A 21,816-nucleotide genomic window follows, 5' to 3' on the forward strand; every position below is an offset into this window, starting at 1 on the left:
TGGGGTCCGCCGCTGGAACGGGGGCCAGGCGCGCCGGGACGGGCGTCGGCGGCGTCGGGGGAGCCGACGCCGCCATCTTGCTCGACTGGTCCTTGGGCGTGTCGGACTTCAGGCTGTCGGGCACGGCCACGCCCTGTTCGGGCCCGATCAGCTCGACCACCATGGCCTGGGGCTCGATGAACAAGGTCCGTTCCATCGGCTGGCTCACAGCGGCCAGCAGCAGGCCTCCGTTCAAAAGAACGGAGGCCGTCAGGGCGCCCAGACGCCCTTTGCGCGACAGGACCACGGACGTCAGAAGGTCTTGCCGAGGCTCAGCTTGAAGCTTCGCCCCTGGCCCGCGAACGAGGCGAGGTTGTTCTTCACATAGTCGTCCAGGACATTGTCGACCGAAACCCGGACGTCCATGCCCGCCAGGCTGCCGCTGCGGGGCCGCCAGGTCGCATAGAGGTCGTGGACATTGTAGCTGTCCACCGTCGAGGACACCGCGCCCGTCGTGGCGTTGTAGTTGGTGATCCCGCTGACGAACTCGCCGCGCCAACCGACCGTCAGATCCAGGCTGTTCAGAACATAGCCCAGGTTCAGGTTCAGTTCGTCCGCCGGGCGGGTGTTCAGCAGGACGCCGGTCGTCTCGTTGGTGGCGTCCACCGTGGCGTAGGACGCCCGGGCGAACAGGCTGCGGGTCGCATATTCCGCCTCGACTTCAAAGCCCTCGTACTTGGCCTCGCCCACATTGATGAAATAGCCCGAGGTGGCGGACGCCGAGGTGATCAGGTTCTCCACCGTATTGTTGAAGGCCGTCAGCTTGGCGTTCAGACGGTCGGACGAGGTGGCTAGGCCGCGCAGGGTCAGCGACGCCCCCAGCTCGTAGTTGTCGGACTTCTCCGGATCCAGATTCAGGTTGACCGGAGCGGTTCCCGAACGGCTGTAGACCTCGTCCAGGATCGGCATCCGTTCGGTATGGGCCACCGAGCCGAAGACGTTCAGATAGTCGGTCAGATTGTAGAGCACGGCCAGCTTGGGCGAATAGCCGGTGTTGGTCGCATCCTCCGGCACGGCGGTGGATCCGCCGCCGACCACGACGCCGGCGCCGGGGCTCAGTTCGGTATGGTCGATCCGCAGGCCGGGCGTGATCACCAGCTTGTCGCGCCACAGGATCTCGGCCTGGACGAAGCCGCCGTACCGGGTGGTGTCGCCTTCCGGGTGGGTGGTCGCCCCATTGCTCAGGGGGCTGCCGTCGGCCTTGTAGCGGGGGTTGCGCCGTTCCTGGCTGTAGTACTGCAGACCGGCGGTGACGAAGGCGGTCCAATCCGGCGACAGGGTGAACTTGGAGGTGTTCTCCAGACGGGCCTGAACGGTCGAATAGCTGTACTCCGATGCATAGCCGAGGCTGCTGGCCAGGGCGATGCCGTCCTGGTCGGTCAGGGTTTCCGAGACAGAGACCTGCGCCTTCAGGTCCAGCAGGTCGTTGCCCTCGAAGCTGTTGTCATAGCCGACGGCGAAGGCCTCGTCGCGCGTCCGGCGGCGCACCGTGCCGAAGGCCGTGAAGCCGGTGATCTGGTCATACAGCTGATAGCTGTCGCTCTCCCAGACCTGGGCCGAGGCCCAGACGCTGTGCTTGCGATCGCCGCCGATATAGTAGCGGGCCTTGGCCAGAACGGAGTTGGCGCTGGCGTCCGACGGGGTGACGACGTCGCCGTTCCCGTCCTCATAGTCGTCGCTAGTGCGACCGTTCAGGGCGATCAACAGATCGACGTCTTCGGTCGGCCGGGTCGCCATGATGATGGAGCCCAGCTTCCCGTCCCCGTTCGACTCATAACCGAACCGCGTCCGCAGCGCGAAACGGTCGTCGCCCGTCAGAAAGTCCGACGCGTCCTTGGTGGTGAAGTTGATCACCCCGGCCAGGGCGCCCGAGCCGTAGAGGGTGGAGGAGCTGGGGCCGCGCAGGACCTCGACCCGCTTGTAGAGCTCCGGCTCCGAGAAGAAGGCGCCCATGCGGTAGCCCTCGAAATAGTTCTCGACCCCGTCGACCAGCATCAGGACCTCGCCCCGGTTGCTGGTCATGCCGCGGATGTTGAAGGTCTGGCCCAGGTTGCTGGCGCCGCCGGCGGTGTAGACGCCCGGAACATCGTCCAGCAGGTCGCCGATGGTCGAGGCCTGGGTGTCGTCGATGTCGTCCTGGTTCAGCACGGTGACCGCCTGGGGCGTGTCGGTGGCGATCTTCTCGACACCGGCCGAGACGACGATCTTGCCCAGCGACAGCTGGGTCGTGGCGTCGTCGGTCTCATCGGTTTGCGGCGTCGTCTGGGCGAAGGCCTGGCCGGAGGCAGACAGGACCAGCGCCAGGGCGGAGGCGCCCAGCAGACGGCGGTTCAGGGGATTGGCAAGAGGAGAGGTCATCGGAAGTTGGTCCTTTGGTCGTCGGCTTTCATCGCCTAGTTTTGCGTCGCATTTGCAGTTGATGGGTGGAAATGGCCCTTGGCCGGCGGCGGATCAGGTCATCGGAGAACGGCGACTGTCAGGGCGCCCAGTTCGCTCGAGCCGGCGGCTCGCGTTTCGGTTCGAGCGGCACGCGCGCGGCTCCGCCATTGGAACGGGGCCCGCACCACTTCGCGGCCGCCCTGCTCTCGGGCGGCTTCGACGACGAGGTTGTAGTCGCCGTCAGGCAGGCCGGCGAGAACGCCCTGGTCGCCCTTGAAGCGCAGGGTCTGACGGCCCGGCGCGCGGGTCGCGCCGCTGACGCCGTCGGCCGGCAGGGTCAGGGCCTGCCCGCCGCTACGCCACCAGGTGCGCAGGTTGCGCAGCCAGACGGTGCCGTTGCCGTGCCGGACGCGGACATCGTACCAGACCGACAGGGTCCCGACCGGGGCGCCGTCCGCGCGCTCGATCCACATCGCCACATAGGGTTTGTGATAGGCGGCCGAGGTCTGGGTCGGCACGTCCAGTTCGATGCTGAGGTCTGCGGCGGAGGCGCTGGTCGCGCAGAGGACGACCGCCGCCGCCCCGAGACCGAGCGAAACCCTGCTCATGACCGGGGCGCGGCCGGAGCGGCGTCCCCATCGGTCTCGGGCTTGGGCTCGGGATCTTCGGGAGACACCACGCCGTCCTTGTCGGTGTCATGCTCCTCGAAGGTGCGCAGGGCCACGGCCTGGTTCTCTTCGGGGGTCAGCTGACCGTCGCGATCGCGGTCGATCACCGAGAACCGCACCACGGCCTGCTTCAGCTGACGCTCGAACATCTCGTCCGAGGGGCGCGAGGCGGCGGCGTATTGCGAGCGCAGGCGCCCAGCGTATTCCGCCACATACTCGTCTTCCGTCAGCACGCCATTGCTGTCGGCGTCGGCGGCCTTGAAGCGCGCCTCGCGCAGGGCGTCGTACTCGGCCCGGTCCACGCGGCCATCGCGATTCGCGTCATAGCCCTGGATGAAGGCCGTGCGGCTATGTCCGCCGGCGGGTCGGATCGGGCCGCTGCCGGTCTGGGCCTGAGCGAGGGCGGCGGAGGCCGGCACGGCCAGGCTGATCACAAGGGCGGCGGCGAGAGGACGGCGACTGCGCACGGGATGAACTCCAGATCTGGAAACGGCCGCGCGAGGAGCGCTGCGGCGCGGTCGGGGCGGCGCGACATCCGCGACACCTTGACCGTGGGCGCCCAATTGCCGCGAACGACTCTCAATTGCAACCCATTTCGGCCGTGATACTTAGCGCGGGAACCTTCGTGGGAATGGACTCAATCCACCCCAATTTTTTGGAGTCTATTTTCGTACATTCTCCCCAGGACGCAGACGGGCGCATTCATCACGCGCCCAGTATGCGTCCTGTCGCGAGCGTGCTGAGAAGATGAGGAGCCGCGGAGCCAAGGCATTGAACGTCTTGGACTTAACTCCAGAAATTAGGCGCGCTGGCCGTCGCCTTCGCTCAAACGACCAGAGGCGCGCCCCGGCGGCGGGGGACTGATTTCCCCCTGCTCCACCAGCCAATCCCGGAAGGCGTCGACGGCGGGGTCGCGGCGTCCCTCCGGGCGCAGGAAGGCGAACCAGGACGGACGTTCGACGAAGCCGAAGGGCGCCGCCAGCCGACCCGCCTTCACGTCCGGCGCCACAAAGGCCCAGGGCGCGATGGCCACGCCCATGCCGGACGCGGCGGCCTCGACCATCGAATGATTATGCGCGAACTCCCGCTCCACCTTCGCCGGGGGCAGGTCCAGCCCCACCATCACGGCCCAGGCCGGCCAGGCGCGGCGGAAGGTGGCGGAGCGCAGGCGCGGAGCGTCGGCCACAGCCGCCAGGGTCGGCAGACACGCCATCAACTCCGGCGCCCCGACCGGCCCCTGATGCTGGGGCAGGAAACGTGTCGCCTGGGCGCGCGGATGAACCTCGTCCGGCTCGATGATCCGGATCGCGCCGTCGAATCGATCCCGCCGATAATCGACCGGCGCATAGGATTCCGACACCCGCACCCGAACCTCGGGATGGGCCTCGAGGAAATCCGGCAGGCGGGGAATCAGCCATTTCAGCGCGAAGGTGCCCAGGCAGGAGATCTCGATCTCTCGCGCGACGCCGTGGCGGGTCGCCTGGACCGCGTCGGTGATGGCGCCGAAGGCCGGGGTCAGCCGCTCGGCCAACTGCGTCCCCGCCTCGGTCAGGACCAGAGCGTGACGAGGGCCGGACACCAGCACCACGCCCAAGGCGGTCTGCAAGGCCGCGATCTGGCGACTGACCGCGCCATGGGTGACGCAAAGCTCGGCTGCGGCGCGGGTCATGCTGCCGTGGCGGGCGAAGGCGTCGAAGGTGCGCAGGGCGTTCAAGGGCGGCGGCGCGGCGGACTTCATGTGACTTCCCCTCACAGACCCCGACCCGCTTAATCGATTTCGACCTCCAGGGAAATCGGCTCCAAGCTGGTCATGCCCCAGTTCGACCCGCCGCCACGCCCGCCACGCCGCACCCGCCTGGACAAGCTGGTCTACGGCCTGTGCGTTCTGCTCATATGGATCCTGGCCCTGGGCGAGGCCTTCACCGGCTAGAGCCGCTTCTCCATGAAGACGTCGGCGCGGGCGTAGGGGGTCGGGCGGGGCGGCAGGTGGAGGAAGCCGAAGCTTTCGTACAGGGCGATAGCCGGCTTCAGGGCGCTGTTGGTCTCCAGGTACAGATGCGTCGCCTCCGCCTCGCGCGCCGCCGATTCACAGGCCTCCAGCAGACGTCGCGCCAGGCCCAGACCGCGCGCGGCGGGCGTCACCGTCATCTTCGACACTTCGAAGCCGTCCGGAATGCGGATCAGGGCGCAGCAACCGACCGCCTCCCCGTCCCTTTCGGCGATGAAGATCCGGCCGCCGCCGGCGATGAAGACCCCGTGCGGGTCGTCGATCGAGCGCCGATCCTTGGCCTCGATGACGAAGCCTCCCTCGGCCAGCCAGGCCTCATTCAGCTGGGCCCAGGCGGCGGCGTGGTCGGGGCGGTAATCGACAATGGCGACGGTCATTCCCGCCTCTTGCCCCATGTCCGGGGAAAGCAAAAGGGCGGCCGGATTGCTCCGGCCGCCCTTTCGAACATCAGTCTCGCCAGAGACGCGAGGCTTAAGCCTCGTCGTCGCCTTCGAAGGCCAGGACCGGACCGGAGTCCTTGCCCTTGGCTTCGACGTCGCGATCAACGAACTCGATCACGGCCATCGGGGCGTTGTCGCCGTGGCGGAAGCCCGCCTTCATGATGCGGATATAGCCGCCGTTACGCTCGCTGTAGCGCGGGCCGAGCGTTTCGAACAGCTTGCCGACTTGCGGCACGTCGCGAACCTGGCTGATGGCCTGACGACGAGCGTGCAGATCGCCCTTCTTGGCCAGGGTGACCAGCTTCTCGACGAAGGGACGCAGTTCCTTCGCCTTGGGCAGGGTCGTGGTGATTTGCTCGTGCTTGATCAGCGAGGCGGCCATGTTCGCGAACATGGCGGTGCGGTGGCTGCTCGTGCGACCGAGTTTACGATGGGCGGCGCCGTGGCGCATCAGGGTCTCTCCTACTCCGAGCCCGGTATCTTCGTTGAGGAAGACCTAGGCTCGTAATCTTCTAACCGCCCCGTCATTCTCCCCGAGAGGAGACGGGCGGAGGGTTGAACTTAGATCTGGTCGTCGAACTTCTTGGCCAGGTCTTCGATGTTTTCGGGCGGCCAGTTCGGCACGTCCATGCCGAGGCTGAGCCCCATGGTCGCGAGAACTTCCTTGATCTCGTTCAGCGACTTGCGGCCGAAGTTCGGGGTGCGAAGCATTTCGCCCTCGGTCTTCTGGATCAGGTCGCCGATGTAGACGATGTTGTCGTTCTTCAGGCAGTTGGCCGAACGGACAGACAGCTCCAGCTCGTCCACCTTCTTCAGCAGGGCCGGGTTGAAGGGCAGGTCGGGCTTGCCGTCCGACTGCTCGACAGCCTTCTTGGGCTCTTCGAAGGTGATGAAGATCTGCAGCTGGTCTTGCAGGATGCGCGCGGCATAGGCCACGGCGTCAACCGGCGTGACCGCACCGTTGGTTTCGACTTCCAGCAGCAGCTTGTCGTAATCCAGCGACTGGCCCTGACGGGTCGGCTCGACGCGATAGGCGACGCGCTTGACCGGCGAATACAGGGCGTCGACGGCGATCAGGCCGATCGGCGCATCTTCCGGACGGTTCAGCTCTGCGGCCACATAGCCCTTGCCGTTCTGGACGGTCAGTTCCATGCGGACCGACGCGCCGTCGTCCAGGGTGCAGATGACGTGATCGGGGTTCAGAACCTCGATGTCCGCCGGCACGTCGATCTGGCCGGCCGTCACAACGCCGGGGCCCGTGGCGCGCAGGGTCATGCGCTTGGGGCCTTCGGCGTGCATGCGCAGCGCCAGTTGCTTGATGTTCAGGACGATGTCGACCACGTCTTCCCGAACGCCTTCCAGCGACGAGAACTCATGGACGACGCCGTCGATCTGGATGGCGGTGACAGCCGCGCCTTGCAGCGAGGACAGCAGAACGCGACGGAGCGCGTTGCCGAGCGTCACACCGAAGCCACGCTCGAGGGGTTCGGCCACCAGGCGCGCCTTGCGCTGGGCGTCGGAACCGATCTCGATCTGCGGCTTCTCGGGACGGATCAGCTCTTGCCAGTTTCTTTCGATCATTTTGTCCCTCGAACGGGTTTCGTCGGCTCCGGCCTTGTCGACGAGGCCATGGTGGAGCCGACGGAGATGGGGGTGCTTTAGGCGGTGTCGCTTAGACGCGACGACGCTTGGGCGGACGGCAACCGTTGTGCGGCATAGGGGTGACGTCGCGGATGGTGGTGATCGTCAGACCGACCGACTGCAGCGCGCGCAGGGCCGATTCACGGCCGGAACCCGGACCCGAGACGTTCACTTCCAGCGTCTTCACGCCGTGTTCCTGCGCCTTCTTGCCGGCGTCTTCAGCGGCCATCTGGGCCGCATACGGGGTCGACTTACGCGAGCCCTTGAAGCCCATGTGACCGGCCGACGACCAGGAAATCGCGTTTCCTTGAGCGTCGGTGATGGTCACCATGGTGTTGTTGAAGCTGGCGTTCACGTGGGCGACGCCCGAGGTGATGTTCTTGCGCTCGCGCTTCTTTACGCGACCCGGTTCCTTGGCCATGTGTCTGTCTTACTTCTTCTTGCCGGCGATCGGCTTGGCGGGACCCTTGCGGGTGCGGGCGTTGGTGTGCGTGCGCTGACCGCGGACCGGCAGGCCCTTGCGGTGACGCAGGCCGCGGTAGCAGGCCAGGTCCATCAGGCGCTTGATGTTCATCGACGTCTCGCGGCGCAGGTCGCCCTCGACGGTGTGATCCTTGTCGATGGTTTCGCGGATCGACAGGACTTCGGCGTCCGTCAGCTGGTTCACCCGGCGAGCCGGCTCGATGCCGACCTTTTCGGTGATGTCCTTGGCGGCGGCGGGGCCGATGCCATGGATGTACTGAAGCGCGATTTCAACGCGCTTGTTGGTCGGGATGTTGACGCCAGCAATACGGGCCACGAAATTCTCCAGATACGCGTTAGTCAGACGCAACAAACGCTCCGGTTAACAAACCAGGAGCGTGGCGCCCTTCGCGGGAAGGCGCCCTTATACAGATGATTCACATCGCGTCAACGCCTGGTGGGATCGAAGACGGGCGAAGGCCGCTGCGTCTGAAATGCCCGGTGCGCGGGCCGTCGTCAACGGGGCCGATTGCCGAAGTCGATTCCCACCACCAGCCTCTGGCCTTCGACCGGACGACCGTCCTCGGTCGGGGGCTGGGCGCGGAACTGATCGACCAGACGCAGGGCGGCCTCGCCGAAGCCCAGGCCCGGCGGGGTCTCGCTGATCACCCGGCAGTCTTCCAGCCGCTGGTCCAGGCGAACGACGCAGGACAGGGCGGCGTTGCCGTAACGGCTGCGCGCCGCACGCGGGTGATTGGCCCGAATTTCCGCCACGGGCGGAGAGCGAAGCACGCGCGCGCGGGTCGAGCCGGCGCCCGGCCCCGAGCCCGCTCCCACGCCGGATCCGCTGCCGCTCCCCTGCCCGCCCTGGCCGAAACCGGGCGCCGGCGAAGGCGCGGGCGCGATCCCGACGACCGGGGCCGGCTCGGGCGCCTGTTTGGGCGGAACGGGCAGTTCGACCGGACGCGGCTGTTTCAGCGGCGGGGGCGTGTGAATGCGCGACGGCGCGGCCGGGGCGCCTCCCCCCGTCTCCGGCGCAGGCGCCTCAAGCGAAATCGGCGGCGGCGGCTCATAGAGCAGGACTTCGACCGGTCGCGGCGGCGTCCCCAAGGTCTCCGGCGCCCTGCCCTTCACCTGGCCCAGCAGAAGGGCGAGGCCCAGCTCCGCCCCGGCCACCCCGACGAAAACGGCGAAGGCGCGCCAGCGTCTGCGGGCGCGCCTTCTGTCATGGGTGGTATCTGCGTCTGACATCGGTCGTTTAACGCCCGACGTCCGGTTTGGTCACGCCAGAGCTTCGTCGATCGCCTTGGCGACAGACTCGATCGAGCCCATGCCGTCCGCCTCGGTCAGCTTGCCCTGGGCGTCGTAATAGGGAAGCAGCGGCGCGGTGTTGCGGTTGTAGGCGTCCAGACGCACCACGAAGGTGTCGGGGTTGTCGTCGGGCCGGCCCTGTTCGGCATAGCGTTTGGCGATCCGCTCCAGCAGGGCGGAATCATCGACCTTCAGCCGCACCACGGCGTCGATCTGGGCGCCGCGCTTGGCCAGCATGGCGTCCAGGGCCTCGGCCTGGGCCACGGTGCGGGGGAAGCCGTCGAAGATGGCGCCGCCGCCGGCCTCGGCCTCCGGCAGACGGTCCTCGATCAGGGCGATAACGATCTCGTCCGTCACCAGATCGCCGCGCGCCAGCACGTCCTTGACCTTGAGCCCCAGCTCCGAGCCCGAGGCGATCGCAGCCCGCAGCATGTCGCCGGTCGAGAGCTGGACCATGCCCTTCTCTTCGACCAGCCGCTTGGCCTGTGTCCCCTTGCCCGCCGCCGGCGGTCCGAACAGGATCAAGTTCACGCGTAAGCCCTCCCCAGGCTTCTTGTAGTCAACTCAGCGACGCCCGGGTCAGCGACGAACGGGCGTAGGCGCGCCACGACCGCCGCGACCGCGCAGCTTGGCCTTCTTGATCAGACCCTCGTACTGGTGCGCCAGCAGTTGGGACTGGATCTGGGCCACAGTGTCCATCGTCACCGACACCACGATCAAGATAGACGTTCCGCCGAAGTAGAGGCTGTTGCCCATCTGGGCGACCATGAATTCGGGCAGCAGGCAGACGGCGGTGATATAGGCCGCGCCGATCACCGTCAGACGGGTCAGGACATAGTCCAGATACTCGGCCGTACGCTTGCCTGGACGGATGCCCGGCAGGAAGCCGCCGTACTTGCGCAGGTTCTCGGCCGTGTCCTCCGGGTTGAAGGTGATCGAGGTGTAGAAGAAGCAGAAGAAGATGATCAGGGCCGCATACAGGGCCATGAACAGCGGCTGGCCATGCGTCAGCTGGGCCGTCACCAGCGGCAGCCAGCTCAGATAGCCGGGCAGATCCGCATTGGCGGTCAGGCTGGCCACCGTGGTCGGCAGCATCAGCAGGGACGAGGCGAAGATCGGCGGGATGACGCCGGCGGTATTGACCTTCAGCGGCAGGAACGAACGCTCGCCCCCGGCCATCCGGTTGCCTTCCTGGCGCTTCGGATACTGGATCAGCAGACGGCGCTGGGCCCGTTCCATGAAGACGATGAAGACCACGGTCACGACCGCCAGAACGGCGATGAAGAACAGGGCGAAGGCCGACATCTGACCCTGCTGGGCCAGGCCCAGCATCCGGGCGATGGTGGACGGCAGGACCGCCACGATACCGGCGAAGATGATCAGCGAGATGCCGTTGCCGACGCCGCGCGCCGTCACCTGCTCACCCAGCCACATCAGGAACATGGTGCCGCCCGTCAGGGTCACGACGGTCGAAACCAGGAAGAAGATCCCCGGATTGTCGACCAGGCCCGGCTGGGCGTTGAGGCCCGCCGCAATGCCCAGGGACTGGGCCAGGGCCAGGAACACCGTCAGATAGCGGGTGTACTGGTTCAGCTGCTTGCGGCCGCTTTCGCCGCCTTCCTTCTTCAGCTTCTCCCAGGGCGGATACACGGTGCCCATCAGCTGCACGATGATCGACGCCGAGATATAGGGCGCGACGTTCAGCGCGAAGATGGCCATCCGCTCGACCGCGCCGCCCGAGAACATGTTGAACATGTCCAGGATGCCGCGCTGACCCGAGGGGTCTTGAAAGAATTGCAGGAAGGCCTGCGAATTGATGCCCGGGATCGGCACATAGGTGCCGATGCGATAAACCAGCAAGGCGCCCAGCGTGAACAGCAGGCGCTTGTGCAGCTCGGTCGCTTTCGCGAACGAGCCCATGTTCATATTGGCGGCGAGTTGTTCTGCGGCCGAAGCCATTATGCGTCCCCACGACTGACTGAGTCGTCAGATAGGCGGAAAGGGGGCCNNNNTCCGTTGTTTCGTCGTCGCAGGTGTAATCAGGCCACGGCCTAGTCCAGCCGCGACGACGCGTTGCTTAGGCCTTGGCGGCGGCGCGCTTGGTGCGGGCCGAGATCTTGTTCTCGCCGCCGAGACGGGCCTTGGGAGCCGGAGCCTTGCCCTTGGCGGCGTTGCGCTTCTCGACGCGCGCAGCGGCCTTGGCTTCGGCTTCGATACGTTGTTCCAGCACCGTGCCGCCGGCGGCTTCGATGGCCTTCTTGGCGCCGGCGGTGGCCGACCAGACGACCAGGTTCAGGGCTTGCTTGACTTCACCGGTGCCCAGCAGACGCACGCCGTCCTTGACGCGACGGATCACGCCTGCGGCGACCAGGGCGTCGCCCTTCAGTTCCGACTTGGCGTCCAGCTTGCCGGCGTCGATGGCGTCTTGCAGGCGCCACAGGTTCACTTCGGCCAGCTTCAGGGCGTTCGGGTTGTTGAAGCCGCGCTTGGGCATACGCATGTACAGCGGCATCTGGCCGCCTTCGAAGCCCAGCAGGCTGACGCCGGTACGCGACTTCTGACCCTTGACGCCGCGGCCCGAGGTCTTGCCCTTGCCCGAACCGGGGCCACGGCCGACACGCATGCGCTTCTTGTGCGCGCCTTCGTTGTCGCGGATTTCGTTCAGTTTCATATGCCTGATCCTTTCGGGTGCTAGCGCCCGGACATCGTCCGGACTCGGCGTTCAAAGTTTGTCTTCTCCCTCCCCCTCGGGGGACGGTGGTCGGCGAAGCCGACCGGGTGGGAAGGGCTCAGCGAGCCAGTCCCGGATATCTCAAGGTCGGGCGCTATAGCGGCTCCCCGAACAGCAGTAAAGGCGACTCTTGCCGAGCCGCCCCCACCTGGCCGCTTGCGCGACCTGCCCTCCCCCGAGGGGGAGGGAGAGTCTTTGTCTTACTTTTCGACGATCTCGGTCAGGTGGGCGACCTTGGCGATCATCCCACGAACCGAGGGGGTGTCTTCCAGGGTCGATTCACGACCCAGGCGGTTCAGACCCAGGCCCACCAGGGTGGCGCGCTGGTCGTTCTTGCGGCGGATGGGCGAACCGGTCTGCTTGACGGTGACGGTCTTTTGCTCGGCCATGATTAGGACTCCACAGCTTCGGGCGCCGAGGCGCCGTCGTTGCGACGGCCCATCAGATCCGCGACCTTCTTGCCGCGCTTGGACGCGACTTGACGGGGCGAGGACTGGACCTTCAGCGCTTCGAACGTCGCGCGGATCATGTTGTAGGGGTTCGACGAACCGGTCGACTTGCCCACGACGTCCTGGACGCCGAGGGTTTCGAGCACGGCGCGCATCGGACCGCCCGCGATGACGCCGGTCCCGGGAGGGGCGGCGCGCATCATGATCTTGCCGGCGCCCCAACGGCCGTTGCCGTCGTGGTGCAGGGTGCGGTTCTCGCGCAGCGGAACGCGGATCATCGTCTTCTTGGCTTCTTCGGTCGCCTTGCGGATGGCTTCCGGCACTTCACGCGCCTTGCCGTGACCGAAGCCGACGCGGCCCTTGCCGTCGCCGACGACCATCAGGGCTGCGAAGCTGAAGCGACGGCCGCCTTTGACGGTGGCGGCGACGCGGTTGATGTGCACCAGCTTTTCGACGATGTCCGAATCCGGACCGTCGACTGCGGGAGCGTTGCGGTTGTCACGACGGTTGCGATCGTTGCCGCCGCCGCCGCGCTGGGGTTGATGCGCCATGCTTCGCGTCCCTTAGAAGTTCAGGCCGGCTTCGCGCGCGGCTTCCGCCAGCGCCTTGACCCGGCCGTGATAGATGTACTCGCCACGGTCGAAGACGACGTCCTTGACGCCCTTCTCGATGGCGCGTTCGGCGATCAGCTTGCCGATCGCGGCGGCGGCGGCCGTGTCCGAACCGCGCTTGCCCTTGCCGCCTTCCTGCGACGAGGCCGACGCGACGGTCACGCCCTGGGCGTCGTCGATGATCTGGGCCGAGATGTTCTTGTCCGAACGGTACACCGACAGGCGCAGACGGCCGTTGGCGACGGCCTTCAGGCGGCGACGGGTGCGCTCCGAGCGGCGCTTGGCTTGTTGTCGAAGAGAAAGAGCCATGACTTACTTCTTCTTGCCTTCCTTGCGACGGACCTTTTCGCCCGCGTAACGGACGCCCTTGCCCTTGTAAGGCTCAGGCGGACGCAGCTTGCGGATGACCGCGGCGATCTGACCGACAGCTTGTTTGTCAGCACCCAAGATCTTGATCTCGGTCTGCTTCGGAACAGCGAAGCTGACGCCGGCCGGGGGATCGATGTCGACTTCGTGCGAGAAGCCGAGCTGCAGCGACAGGGCGTTGCCCTTCATCGCGGCGCGGTAACCCACGCCGACCAGCTCAAGCGACTTCTCGAAGCCGGTGGTGACGCCGACGACCATGTTGTCGACCAGGGTGCGCGACAGGCCCCACATCGCGCGACCGCGTTGCGTGTCCGTGCGCAGGCCCAGCGACAGCTCGTCGCCTTCGTGCGTGACTTCGATTTCCTCGGCGACGGTCCAGGAGCTCTCGCCCTTGGGGCCCTTCACGGAGACGGTCTGACCGTTGAGCGTGACAGTCACGCCCTTCGGCACAGCGATGGTTTTTTTGCCAATACGGGACATATCAGTAGACCCTGCAGAGGACTTCGCCGCCGACGTTGGCGTCGCGGGCCGAAGCGTCGGACATGACGCCCTTCGAAGTCGAGAGGATCGAGATGCCGAGGCCGTTCTTGACGGGCTTCAGATCGCCGATCGCCGAATAGACGCGGCGGCCCGGCTTGGACACGCGTGCGATCTCGGCGATGACGGGCTGACCGTCGAAGTACTTCAGCTCGATCTCGAACTGCGGAAACTCACCCGGGTTCTGAACCAGGTTGTAGCCGCGGATGTAGCCTTCGTCCTGCAGCACGTCGAGGACGCGCTGGCGCAGACGGGAAGCGGGGGTCAGCACCTTGGAACGCTTGCGGGTCGCCGCGTTCTTGATGCGAGCGATCATGTCGCTCAGGGGATCGTTGATCATCATGTCTGTTCGCTCCCCTTACCAGCTGGACTTGGTCAGGCCAGGGATCTGGCCCTGGTTGCCGAGTTCACGCAGCGCAATCCGGCTCATCTTGAGCTTGCGATAGAACGCCCGCGGACGACCCGTCACTTCGCAACGGTTGCGAATGCGGCTCGGCGCGGAGTTGCGCGGCAGTTCAGCCAGCTTCAGGCGCGCATCGAAACGCTCCTCAAGCGGCAGGTTTTCATCGTTGGCGGTCGCCTTCAGGGCGGCCCGCTTCGCGGCATACTTCGCAACCAGGGCCTTGACGGCTTCGTTGCGGTTTACGGCGCTCTTCTTAGCCATTGTTCTCTTCCCTTCCCGCTCAGTTCTTCACGAACGGGAACTTGAACTCGGTGAGGAGAGCCTTGGCTTCCTCATCGGTCTTGGCCGTGGTGCAGACGACAATGTCCATGCCCCACATCTGGTCGATCTGGTCGTAGTTGATTTCCGGGAACACGATGTGTTCCTTCAGACCGGTGGCGTAGTTGCCGCGACCGTCAAACGACGTGCCCTTCAGACCACGGAAATCCTTCACGCGCGGCAGCGCGATCGTGATGAACCGGTCCAGGAACTCGTACATCTGGTCGCCGCGCAGGGTGACCTTGCCGCCGATGACCATGCCTTCACGCAGCTTGAAGCCGGCGATGGAGTTACGGGCCTTGGTGGCGACGGCCTTCTGACCGGCGATGGCCGTCAGATCCTTGAGGGCGGCGTTCGCCTTCTTGGAGTCCGCGACGGCTTCGCCGATGCCCATGTTCAGGACGATCTTGTCCAGCTTGGGCACCTGCATTTCGTTCGTGTAGCCGAACTTTTCCTTCAGCACCTGGCGGATGCGCGCCTGGTACTCGCCCTTGAGGCGCGGAGTGTACTTCTCGGTAGCCATCAGATGACGTCTCCCGTCGTCTTGGCGATGCGGACCTTGGTGTCCCCATCGATCTTGAAGCCGACGCGGGTCGCCTTGCCGTTGGCGTCGGCGATCGCGACGTTCGACAGGTGAAGCGAGGCTTCCTTGTTCTTGATGCCGCCCTGCGGGTCAGCCTGGCTCGGGCGCGTGTGGCGCTGAACCATGTTGACGCCTTCAACCAGGACGCGGTTTTCGGTGGGCAGGACCTTCAGCACGTTGCCCGTGCGGCCCTTGTCCTTGCCGGTGAGGACGACGACGCGGTCGCCTTTCTTGATCTTGGCGGCCATGTTACAGGACCTCCGGAGCCAGCGAGATGATCTTCATGTGGTTCTTGGCGCGCAGTTCGCGGGGAACCGGGCCGAAGATCCGCGTGCCGACAGGCTCGTTCTGCTTGTTGACGATGACGGCGGCCGACTTGTCAAAACGAATGACCGAGCCGTCCTTGCGTTGGATGTCCTTGGCGGTGCGCACGACGATGGCGCGAACAACGTCGCCCTTCTTCACACGGCCGCGCGGGATGGCTTCCTTCACGGAGGCGACGATTGTGTCGCCGATCGAGGCGTAGCGGCGCTTGGAGCCGCCCAACACCTTGATGCACATGACCCGGCGGGCGCCCGAATTATCGGCCACTTCCAGGTTAGTTTGCATCTGGATCATAAGATCAGATCCTTCTGATTACGAGGCGGAGGCGTTGGAAAGGACTTCCCAGCGCTTCAACTTGGACTTCGGGGCGCACTCGACGATGCGAGCAATGTCGCCGACTTTGAGCGCGTTGGCTTCGTCGTGGGCGTGATACTTCTTCGAAAGACGAACGATCTTCTTCAGAACCGGGTGAAGCAGCGTGCGCTCCACCTTCACGACGACGGTCTTGTCGCCCTTGTCGGACACGACCACGCCTTCAAGAATTCGCTTGGGCATATTCGTTTCCTTACGAGGCCGCACGCTTCTCGCGCAGAAGCGTCGAGATGCGGGCGATGTCTTTGCGGACTTCACCAACGCGGTGAGTCTTTTCCATTTGGCCGGTGGCCGCCTGGAAGCGCAGGTTGAACTGTTCCTTCTTGAGCTTCAGCAGCTCGTCGGAAAGTTGGTCGGTCGTTTGCGACCGCAGATCGGCGATCTTGGTCATTAGGCGGCTACCTCGACATGGGCGATGCCGGCGTCGATGCGGGTCACGACCTTGGTGCGGACCGGCAGCTTGGCGGCGCCGAGACGGAGGGCTTCACGGGCGACTTCGTCCGTGACACCGTCGATTTCAAACAGGATGCGGCCCGGGTGGCAACGCGCGGCCCAATGGTCCACGGCGCCCTTGCCCTTACCCATCCGGACTTCGGCCGGCTTGCCCGTGACGGGCAGGTCGGGGAAGACGCGGATCCAGACGCGGCCCTGGCGCTTCATCTGGCGGGTGATCGCGCGGCGAGCCGCTTCGATCTGACGCGCGGTGATGCGTTCCGGCTCCAGCGTCTTCAGGCCGTACGACCCGAAGTTCAGCGAGAAGCCGCCCTTGGCCGAGCCGTGGATGCGGCCCTTGAAGGCCTTGCGGTACTTGGTCTTCTTCGGTTGCAACATGACTTAGTTCTCACGTCCCCGGTCGCGACGCGGACCGCGGTCGCCACGGGGGCCGCCGCGTTCGCGGCCTTCGTTCGAGGACGGACCCGACGCTTCCTGGGCCCAACGCTTGTCCTGGGCCATCGGATCGTGCTCGAGCACTTCACCCTTAAACACCCAGACCTTCACGCCGATGATGCCGTAGGTCGTCTTGGCTTCATAGAAGCCATAGTCGATGTCGGCCCGCAGGGTGTGAAGCGGCACGCGACCTTCGCGATACCATTCCATCCGCGCGATTTCAGCGCCGCCCAGACGACCCGAGACATTCATCCGAATGCCCTTGGCGCCCAAACGCATCGCCGACTGCATCGACCGCTTCATCGCACGACGGAATGCAACACGACGTTCCAGCTGCTGCGCGATGTTCTCGGCGATCAGCTGAGCATCGGTTTCCGGCTTGCGGACTTCGATGATGTTCAGGTGAACTTCACCCTCGGTGCGCGCCGAGATGTCCTTGCGGAGCTTCTCGATGTCAGCGCCCTTCTTACCGATCACGACACCCGGACGGGCGGCGTAGATGGTGATCCGGCACTTCTTGTGAGGGCGCTCGATGATGATGCGCGACACGCCGGCGGCGGCCAGACGTTCCCGCAGCCACTCGCGCAGCTTCAGGTCCTGGTGCAGCAGGCGGGAATAGTCGGCGCCGGCGGCGAACCAACGGCTGTCCCACGTACGGTTCACGCCGAGGCGCAGACCGATCGGATTGATTTTCTGACCCATCAGGCGGCCTCGCCGGCTTCACGGACCACGATGGTGATCTCGCTGAACGGTTTCAGGATGCGCGACGAACGGCCACGAGCACGGCTCGCGAAACGCTTCATCACCAGGTTCTTGCCCACGAAGGCCTCGGCGACGACGAGGTTGTCGATGTCGAGGTTGTGGTTGTTCTCAGCGTTCGAGATCGCCGAATACAGGACCTTGCGGACGTCAGTCGCGATACGCTTACGGCTGAATTCCAGCTCGTTCAGCGCCTTCTGAACCGGCATGCCGCGGATCGATGCGGCGACCAGGTTCAGCTTTTGCGGGCTGATGCGCACGTTGACCAGCTTGGCGCGGGCCTCGGTCGGGGCGACCCGACGAATGTTCTTGGTCTGGGCCATCAGTTACTTCCTTTTGGCCTTCTTGTCCGCCGCGTGACCCGGGAAGTTCCGGGTCGGGGCGAACTCGCCGAGCTTCATGCCGACCATCTCTTCCGAGACCGACACGGGCACGTGCTTCTGACCGTTATGGACGCCGAACGTCAGACCGACGAACTGCGGCAGGATGGTGGAGCGGCGCGACCAGGTCTTGATCACGTCCTTGCGGCCCGACGTTTGAACGGCGTCGGCCTTCTTGAGCAGATACCCGTCGACAAACGGGCCTTTCCAGGAGGAGCGGGCCATTCTTAGCGAGCCTTCTTAACGTGGCGGGTACGGATGATGTACTTGTCCGTAGCCTTGTTCTTGCGGGTACGAGTGCCCTTGGTGTCCTTACCCCACGGCGTGACGGGGGTGCGACCACCAGAGGTCCGGCCTTCACCACCACCGTGCGGGTGGTCGATCGGGTTCATGGCGACGCCGCGGACGTGCGGGCGGAAGCCCATGTGACGCTTGCGACCGGCCTTGCCCAGGTTCTGGTTCATGTGGTCGGGGTTCGAAACCGCGCCCACCGTGGCCATGCAGCCGTCCAGAACCATGCGCAGCTCGCCCGAGCCGAGGCGGATCTGGGCGTAGCCCTGATCGCGACCCACCAGTTGGGCGTAGGCGCCGGCCGAACGGGCCAGCTGAGCGCCCTTGCCCGGCTTCATCTCGATGTTGTGGATGATCGTACCCACCGGCATCGAACGAAGCGGCATGGCGTTGCCCGGCTTCACGTCGGTCTTTTCGCCCGCGATCACCACGTCGCCGGCCTTAAGGCGTTGGGGCGCGATGATGTAGGTCTTCTCGCCGTCTTCGTAGGTCACGAGGGCGATGAAGGCCGTGCGGTTCGGATCGTATTCCAGACGCTCGACCGTGCCGACCATGTCCCACTTGCGACGCTTGAAGTCGATCTTGCGGTACAGGGTCTTGGCGCCGCCGCCGCGGAAGCGGACCGCGATGCGACCGCCCTGCCCGCGTCCGCCCGACTTGGTCAGGCCTTCGGTCAGCGACTTTTCCGGACGGCCCTTGTGGAGCTCCGAACGGTCGACCAGCACGAGGGCGCGACGGCCCGGCGAGGTCGGATTGTAATGTTTCAAGGCCATCTGATCAGAGCCCCGTGGTCACGTCGATCGACTGGCCGTCGGCCAGGGTCACGATTGCTTTTTTGATGTCCACGCGACGACCCAGGATACCCCGGAAGCGCTTGGTCTTACCCTTTTGAACCAGGGTGTTGACCTTCAGGACGTTGACTTTGAACAGGCTTTCGACCGCCGCGGCGATCTCGTCCTTGGTCGCCGTGTCGGCGACGCGGAAGACGACCTTGTTCTGCTCGGACAGGATCGTGGCCTTTTCGGTGATCACCGGAGCCAGGATGGTGTCGTAGTGCTTGGCGGTAGGTTGAGCGGCCATTACGCGGCTTCCTTATCGCTGAAGCGGGCTTCGATCGCCTCGATAGCGGCCTTGGTCAGCACCAGCTTGTCAGCCCGCAGGATGTCATAGACGTTCAGGCCGGCGTTCGGCAGCACGTCGATGTGCGGGATGTTGCGTGCGGCCAGGCCGAAGTTCGTGTCGACTTCCGGACCCGCGATGATGAGAGCCTTGGTCCAGCCCAGCTTGCCGAGCGTCTCGCGCAGCGAGGCGGTCTTGGCTTCCTTGACCGAGACGGTGTCGACGACGATCAGGTCGCCCGACTTCACCTTGGAGGACAGGGCGTGACGCAGAGCGAGCGCGCGGATCTTCTTCGGCAGCGAGAAGCCGTGGTCGCGAACGACCGGACCAAAGGCGCGCGAACCGCCGACGAACTGCGGTGCACGGCGCGAACCGTGACGAGCGCCGCCGGTGCCCTTTTGCTTGTACATCTTCTTGCCCGTACGAGAATTCTCGTTGCGGGTTTGAACCTTGTGCGTACCGGCGCGGCGCTTGGCCAGTTGCCAGTTGACGGTGCGGGCCAGGATGTCGCCGCGGATGTCAGAGATGCCGAAGACGGCGTCCGACAGTTCCACGTCGCCAGCGGCCTTGCCGTCGAGTTGGATGACAGAGAGTTTCATTACGCTTCACCGCCTTCGGTCGCTTCGACGGGGGCTTCTTCAGCCGGGGTCGAGGCGGGTTGAGCAGCAGACTTGCTCGACTTCAGCGCACCGGGGAACGGAGCGTCAGCCGGACGAGCCTTCTTGATGGCGTCGCGAACCTTGACGTAGCTGCCGTCGTGACCGGGGACAGCGCCCTTGATCAGGATCAGGCCACGCTCGGCGTCCACGCGGACGACGGTCAGGTTCTGGGTGGTGACGGTTTCGGTCCCGTAGTGACCGGCCATCTTCTTGCCAGGGAAGGTGCGACCCGGGTCCTGACGGTTACCCGTCGAACCGTGCGAACGGTGCGAGACCGAGACGCCGTGGGTGGCGCGAAGGCCGCCGAAGTTCCAGCGCTTCATAGCGCCGGCGAAACCCTTACCGATGGTCTCGCCCTGGATGTCGACCTTCTGGCCCACCAGGAAGTGTTCGGCCGACAGTTCGGCGCCCACGTCCAGCAGACCGTCCGCATCAACGCGGAACTCGGTCACATAGGCCTTGGGCTCGACTTCCGCCTTGGCGAAGGTCTCGCGTTGAGCCTTGTTGGTGTTCTTAGCCTTCTTCGTGCCAGCGCCCAGCTGGAGAGCGACGTAACCGTCACGCTCCTGGGTACGTTGGCCGACGACCTGGCAGCCGTCGAGCTGCAGCACAGTGACCGGTACGTGCGCGCCGTCATCGGCGAACACGCGGGTCATGCCCAGCTTCTTGGCGATCACGCCCGTGCGCATCGGATCCCGCCTCTTTCTACTTTAAATCTTGATCTCGACGTCCACACCGGCGGACAGGTCGAGCTTCATGAGCGCGTCCACGGTCTGCGGGGTGGGGTCGATGATGTCGAGCACGCGTTTGTGCGTGCGGATTTCAAACTGCTCACGCGACTTCTTATCGACGTGCGGCGAGCGGTTCACGGTGAACTTCTCGATCAGGGTCGGCAGCGGAATCGGACCGCGAACGGTCGCGCCGGTGCGCTTGGCGGTATTAACGATCTCGCGCGTCGAGAAATCGAGGACGCGGTGATCAAAGGCCTTGAGCCTGATGCGGATGCTTTGATCCATATCGGTGCTTACTTCCAATGCGGTCGGAGGACCGCGTCCCTGTGAACCATTTCAAAGACCGAAGGCCTTCGGGCAAAAAGCCCTCAGGGAACGCAAATCCGCAAAAACGATCGGCCCACGCAGTCGCCCGCGAAGGCCGTTGAAATCCCAAGAAGCTGCAAAGAACAGTGACTTAGGTCGTTCCTGCGGACCGCGTTTGCAGCGAACTGCACAGCCGGTCCAACAAGAGTGGTGGCTTATGCCTATCGATTCTGATTTCGTCAAGCGCGCAAACCCCGGCTGAGACAGGATTTCGTCAGGCAGGTTCCAGCGCCGACGACGCCCCGGAAATCGACCGGGGCCGCCCGGCTTCATCGACCGCCACCATGACGAATTCCGCCGCTGCAGACCGCCGCCGGTCGCCCGTCAGCAGGCCCTCGGCCCACAGTTCCACCTCTATAGTAATGGAGGAACGGCCGACCCGCGTCGCGCGCGACGCCAGCTCGATCATGTCGCCTTCTCTTATGGGAGAAGAAAAATCGATGCGGTTCGACGCCGCCATGACCATGACGGCCCTGGCCTTGCGTGTGGCGCAGACGAAGGCCGCCTTGCCCATCAGCTTCAGGGCGTCACCGCCGTAGAGGGTGCCGTAGTGATTGGTCCACGCCGGGAAGACCATCTCCACCGCCCGCAGCCAGGCATCGCGATTGGGCGTGTCGTCCTCCAACGGCGGTAGGTCGCCCTGCCCTTCTTCTCGCGGTGCCACCATGTTGAAGACGCCCCGCGTGCACAGCCGCCGTTCGCCGCTCACCGGCGCCTCGGCCCAGAGCTCGACTTCGACGCCCATCGAAGTGCGACCAACACGGACGACCCGGCCCGTCGCCTCGACCATCTCGCCGATACGGGCGGGCGCAGCGAAGTCGATCCGTTCGCACCCAGCCGTGACGGTCGGCCGCCGCGCATGACGCGCGGCGGCCAGGAAGGCGACCTTGTCCAGGTGCGCCAGACCGATGCCCCCGAACAAGGTTCCGTGGTGATTGGCATCTCCGGGGAACACCATATCTATAAGTGTGACGCTCACGC

General features: G+C 65.3%; 35 protein-coding genes. All 35 read right to left on the bottom strand.

The features are described 5' to 3' along the window. Nucleotides 1-286, bottom strand: a 286-nt coding sequence (locus PKE72_RS07170; RefSeq protein ID WP_271164712.1) for a hypothetical protein, incomplete at its 3' end; no start/stop codon positions are given. Nucleotides 287-291: 5 nt separating this feature from the next. Continuing rightward, nucleotides 292-2,397 (bottom strand): TonB-dependent receptor domain-containing protein, encoded by a 2,106-nt coding sequence (locus PKE72_RS07175; RefSeq protein WP_271164713.1) that lies wholly within the window; start codon nt 2,395-2,397, stop codon nt 292-294. A 98-nt stretch (nt 2,398-2,495) separates the two neighbouring features. Continuing rightward, nucleotides 2,496-3,026, bottom strand: a complete 531-nt coding sequence (locus PKE72_RS07180; RefSeq protein WP_271164714.1) for a DUF2271 domain-containing protein — start codon at nt 3,024-3,026, stop codon at nt 2,496-2,498. Further along, complete coding sequence (locus PKE72_RS07185; protein WP_271164715.1) at nt 3,023-3,553, bottom strand: EF-hand domain-containing protein; 531 nt, start codon at nt 3,551-3,553, stop codon at nt 3,023-3,025. Before PKE72_RS07185 ends, PKE72_RS07180 begins: the two co-directional genes overlap by 4 nt. Nucleotides 3,554-3,885: 332 nt before the next feature. After that, nucleotides 3,886-4,824, bottom strand: a complete 939-nt coding sequence (locus tag PKE72_RS07190; RefSeq protein WP_271164716.1) for a LysR substrate-binding domain-containing protein — start codon at nt 4,822-4,824, stop codon at nt 3,886-3,888. A gap of 188 nt (nt 4,825-5,012) precedes the next feature. Beyond that, a complete protein-coding gene (locus tag PKE72_RS07195; protein WP_271164717.1) occupies nt 5,013-5,471 on the bottom strand; it encodes a GNAT family N-acetyltransferase in 459 nt (152 codons plus the stop codon). A gap of 94 nt (nt 5,472-5,565) precedes the next feature. Continuing rightward, on the bottom strand, nt 5,566-5,985 hold the full coding sequence (gene rplQ / locus PKE72_RS07200; protein WP_271164718.1) for a 50S ribosomal protein L17: 420 nt from the start codon (nt 5,983-5,985) through the stop codon (nt 5,566-5,568). Between the two features lie 110 nt (nt 5,986-6,095). Then, the gene (locus PKE72_RS07205; RefSeq protein ID WP_267516149.1) at nt 6,096-7,115 is read right to left on the bottom strand and encodes a DNA-directed RNA polymerase subunit alpha; all 1,020 of its coding nucleotides are present in this window, start codon (nt 7,113-7,115) and stop codon (nt 6,096-6,098) included. Nucleotides 7,116-7,206: 91 nt separating this feature from the next. Further along, the gene (rpsK, locus tag PKE72_RS07210; RefSeq protein WP_008264180.1) at nt 7,207-7,596 is read right to left on the bottom strand and encodes a 30S ribosomal protein S11; all 390 of its coding nucleotides are present in this window, start codon (nt 7,594-7,596) and stop codon (nt 7,207-7,209) included. Nucleotides 7,597-7,605: 9 nt separating this feature from the next. Continuing rightward, nucleotides 7,606-7,974, bottom strand: coding sequence for a 30S ribosomal protein S13 (gene rpsM / locus PKE72_RS07215; protein WP_026108555.1), 369 nt, complete (start codon nt 7,972-7,974; stop codon nt 7,606-7,608). A gap of 179 nt (nt 7,975-8,153) precedes the next feature. Beyond that, nucleotides 8,154-8,888 (bottom strand): energy transducer TonB, encoded by a 735-nt coding sequence (locus PKE72_RS07220; protein ID WP_271164719.1) that lies wholly within the window; start codon nt 8,886-8,888, stop codon nt 8,154-8,156. 30 nt (nt 8,889-8,918) lie between these two features. After that, nucleotides 8,919-9,479 (bottom strand): adenylate kinase, encoded by a 561-nt coding sequence (locus tag PKE72_RS07225; RefSeq protein ID WP_271164720.1) that lies wholly within the window; start codon nt 9,477-9,479, stop codon nt 8,919-8,921. 48 nt (nt 9,480-9,527) lie between these two features. Beyond that, nucleotides 9,528-10,907 (bottom strand): preprotein translocase subunit SecY, encoded by a 1,380-nt coding sequence (gene secY, locus PKE72_RS07230; protein WP_271164721.1) that lies wholly within the window; start codon nt 10,905-10,907, stop codon nt 9,528-9,530. A gap of 118 nt (nt 10,908-11,025) precedes the next feature. Next, entirely contained in the window at nt 11,026-11,619 is a 594-nt protein-coding gene (rplO, locus tag PKE72_RS07235) for a 50S ribosomal protein L15 (protein ID WP_271164722.1), read from the bottom strand. Between the two features lie 260 nt (nt 11,620-11,879). Continuing rightward, nucleotides 11,880-12,068, bottom strand: a complete 189-nt coding sequence (gene rpmD, locus PKE72_RS07240; protein WP_183194946.1) for a 50S ribosomal protein L30 — start codon at nt 12,066-12,068, stop codon at nt 11,880-11,882. A gap of 2 nt (nt 12,069-12,070) precedes the next feature. Then, nucleotides 12,071-12,679, bottom strand: a complete 609-nt coding sequence (gene rpsE, locus PKE72_RS07245) for a 30S ribosomal protein S5 (RefSeq protein WP_271164723.1) — start codon at nt 12,677-12,679, stop codon at nt 12,071-12,073. A 12-nt stretch (nt 12,680-12,691) separates the two neighbouring features. Beyond that, a complete protein-coding gene (rplR, locus tag PKE72_RS07250) occupies nt 12,692-13,048 on the bottom strand; it encodes a 50S ribosomal protein L18 (RefSeq protein ID WP_271164724.1) in 357 nt (118 codons plus the stop codon). A gap of 3 nt (nt 13,049-13,051) precedes the next feature. Next, complete coding sequence (gene rplF, locus PKE72_RS07255; protein WP_271164725.1) at nt 13,052-13,585, bottom strand: 50S ribosomal protein L6; 534 nt, start codon at nt 13,583-13,585, stop codon at nt 13,052-13,054. A 1-nt stretch (nt 13,586) separates the two neighbouring features. Further along, nucleotides 13,587-13,985, bottom strand: coding sequence for a 30S ribosomal protein S8 (gene rpsH, locus PKE72_RS07260; RefSeq protein ID WP_008262310.1), 399 nt, complete (start codon nt 13,983-13,985; stop codon nt 13,587-13,589). 15 nt (nt 13,986-14,000) lie between these two features. After that, a complete protein-coding gene (gene rpsN / locus PKE72_RS07265; protein ID WP_135195330.1) occupies nt 14,001-14,306 on the bottom strand; it encodes a 30S ribosomal protein S14 in 306 nt (101 codons plus the stop codon). Between the two features lie 19 nt (nt 14,307-14,325). After that, nucleotides 14,326-14,886: a 50S ribosomal protein L5 gene (gene rplE, locus PKE72_RS07270; RefSeq protein ID WP_154726240.1), complete on the bottom strand. Its 561-nt coding sequence runs from the start codon at nt 14,884-14,886 to the stop codon at nt 14,326-14,328. Continuing rightward, the gene (gene rplX, locus PKE72_RS07275) at nt 14,886-15,194 is read right to left on the bottom strand and encodes a 50S ribosomal protein L24 (protein ID WP_008263379.1); all 309 of its coding nucleotides are present in this window, start codon (nt 15,192-15,194) and stop codon (nt 14,886-14,888) included. Before rplX ends, rplE begins: the two co-directional genes overlap by 1 nt. Nucleotide 15,195: 1 nt before the next feature. After that, nucleotides 15,196-15,564 (bottom strand): 50S ribosomal protein L14, encoded by a 369-nt coding sequence (gene rplN / locus PKE72_RS07280; protein ID WP_003164378.1) that lies wholly within the window; start codon nt 15,562-15,564, stop codon nt 15,196-15,198. An 18-nt stretch (nt 15,565-15,582) separates the two neighbouring features. Beyond that, nucleotides 15,583-15,825: a 30S ribosomal protein S17 gene (gene rpsQ, locus PKE72_RS07285; protein WP_267516110.1), complete on the bottom strand. Its 243-nt coding sequence runs from the start codon at nt 15,823-15,825 to the stop codon at nt 15,583-15,585. Nucleotides 15,826-15,835: 10 nt separating this feature from the next. Further along, nucleotides 15,836-16,033, bottom strand: coding sequence for a 50S ribosomal protein L29 (gene rpmC, locus PKE72_RS07290; RefSeq protein ID WP_008263673.1), 198 nt, complete (start codon nt 16,031-16,033; stop codon nt 15,836-15,838). Continuing rightward, nucleotides 16,033-16,473: a 50S ribosomal protein L16 gene (gene rplP, locus PKE72_RS07295; protein ID WP_267516103.1), complete on the bottom strand. Its 441-nt coding sequence runs from the start codon at nt 16,471-16,473 to the stop codon at nt 16,033-16,035. Before rplP ends, rpmC begins: the two co-directional genes overlap by 1 nt. A gap of 3 nt (nt 16,474-16,476) precedes the next feature. Next, nucleotides 16,477-17,232 (bottom strand): 30S ribosomal protein S3, encoded by a 756-nt coding sequence (rpsC, locus tag PKE72_RS07300; protein ID WP_183194940.1) that lies wholly within the window; start codon nt 17,230-17,232, stop codon nt 16,477-16,479. After that, nucleotides 17,232-17,612 carry a 50S ribosomal protein L22 gene (rplV, locus tag PKE72_RS07305; RefSeq protein WP_008262904.1) on the bottom strand — a complete coding sequence of 127 codons (381 nt, stop codon included), beginning with the start codon at nt 17,610-17,612 and terminating at the stop codon, nt 17,232-17,234. Before rplV ends, rpsC begins: the two co-directional genes overlap by 1 nt. Nucleotides 17,613-17,615: 3 nt before the next feature. Beyond that, nucleotides 17,616-17,894 carry a 30S ribosomal protein S19 gene (gene rpsS / locus PKE72_RS07310; protein ID WP_008262211.1) on the bottom strand — a complete coding sequence of 93 codons (279 nt, stop codon included), beginning with the start codon at nt 17,892-17,894 and terminating at the stop codon, nt 17,616-17,618. Between the two features lie 2 nt (nt 17,895-17,896). Continuing rightward, nucleotides 17,897-18,733: a 50S ribosomal protein L2 gene (gene rplB, locus PKE72_RS07315; protein ID WP_267516094.1), complete on the bottom strand. Its 837-nt coding sequence runs from the start codon at nt 18,731-18,733 to the stop codon at nt 17,897-17,899. 4 nt (nt 18,734-18,737) lie between these two features. Continuing rightward, nucleotides 18,738-19,040, bottom strand: a complete 303-nt coding sequence (locus PKE72_RS07320; protein WP_008260292.1) for a 50S ribosomal protein L23 — start codon at nt 19,038-19,040, stop codon at nt 18,738-18,740. After that, the gene (rplD, locus tag PKE72_RS07325) at nt 19,040-19,678 is read right to left on the bottom strand and encodes a 50S ribosomal protein L4 (protein ID WP_271164726.1); all 639 of its coding nucleotides are present in this window, start codon (nt 19,676-19,678) and stop codon (nt 19,040-19,042) included. The genes PKE72_RS07320 and rplD overlap by 1 nt, the downstream gene beginning before the upstream one ends. Then, the gene (gene rplC / locus PKE72_RS07330; protein WP_055753390.1) at nt 19,678-20,427 is read right to left on the bottom strand and encodes a 50S ribosomal protein L3; all 750 of its coding nucleotides are present in this window, start codon (nt 20,425-20,427) and stop codon (nt 19,678-19,680) included. Before rplC ends, rplD begins: the two co-directional genes overlap by 1 nt. A 21-nt stretch (nt 20,428-20,448) precedes the next feature. Further along, the gene (rpsJ, locus tag PKE72_RS07335) at nt 20,449-20,754 is read right to left on the bottom strand and encodes a 30S ribosomal protein S10 (RefSeq protein WP_105563630.1); all 306 of its coding nucleotides are present in this window, start codon (nt 20,752-20,754) and stop codon (nt 20,449-20,451) included. A 295-nt stretch (nt 20,755-21,049) separates the two neighbouring features. Continuing rightward, nucleotides 21,050-21,814 carry an acyl-CoA thioesterase gene (locus PKE72_RS07340; RefSeq protein WP_271164727.1) on the bottom strand — a complete coding sequence of 255 codons (765 nt, stop codon included), beginning with the start codon at nt 21,812-21,814 and terminating at the stop codon, nt 21,050-21,052. Nucleotides 21,815-21,816 lie beyond the last annotated feature (2 nt).

It is taken from the genome of Brevundimonas intermedia (assembly GCF_027922165.1).
GTDB lineage: Bacteria > Pseudomonadota > Alphaproteobacteria > Caulobacterales > Caulobacteraceae > Brevundimonas > Brevundimonas intermedia.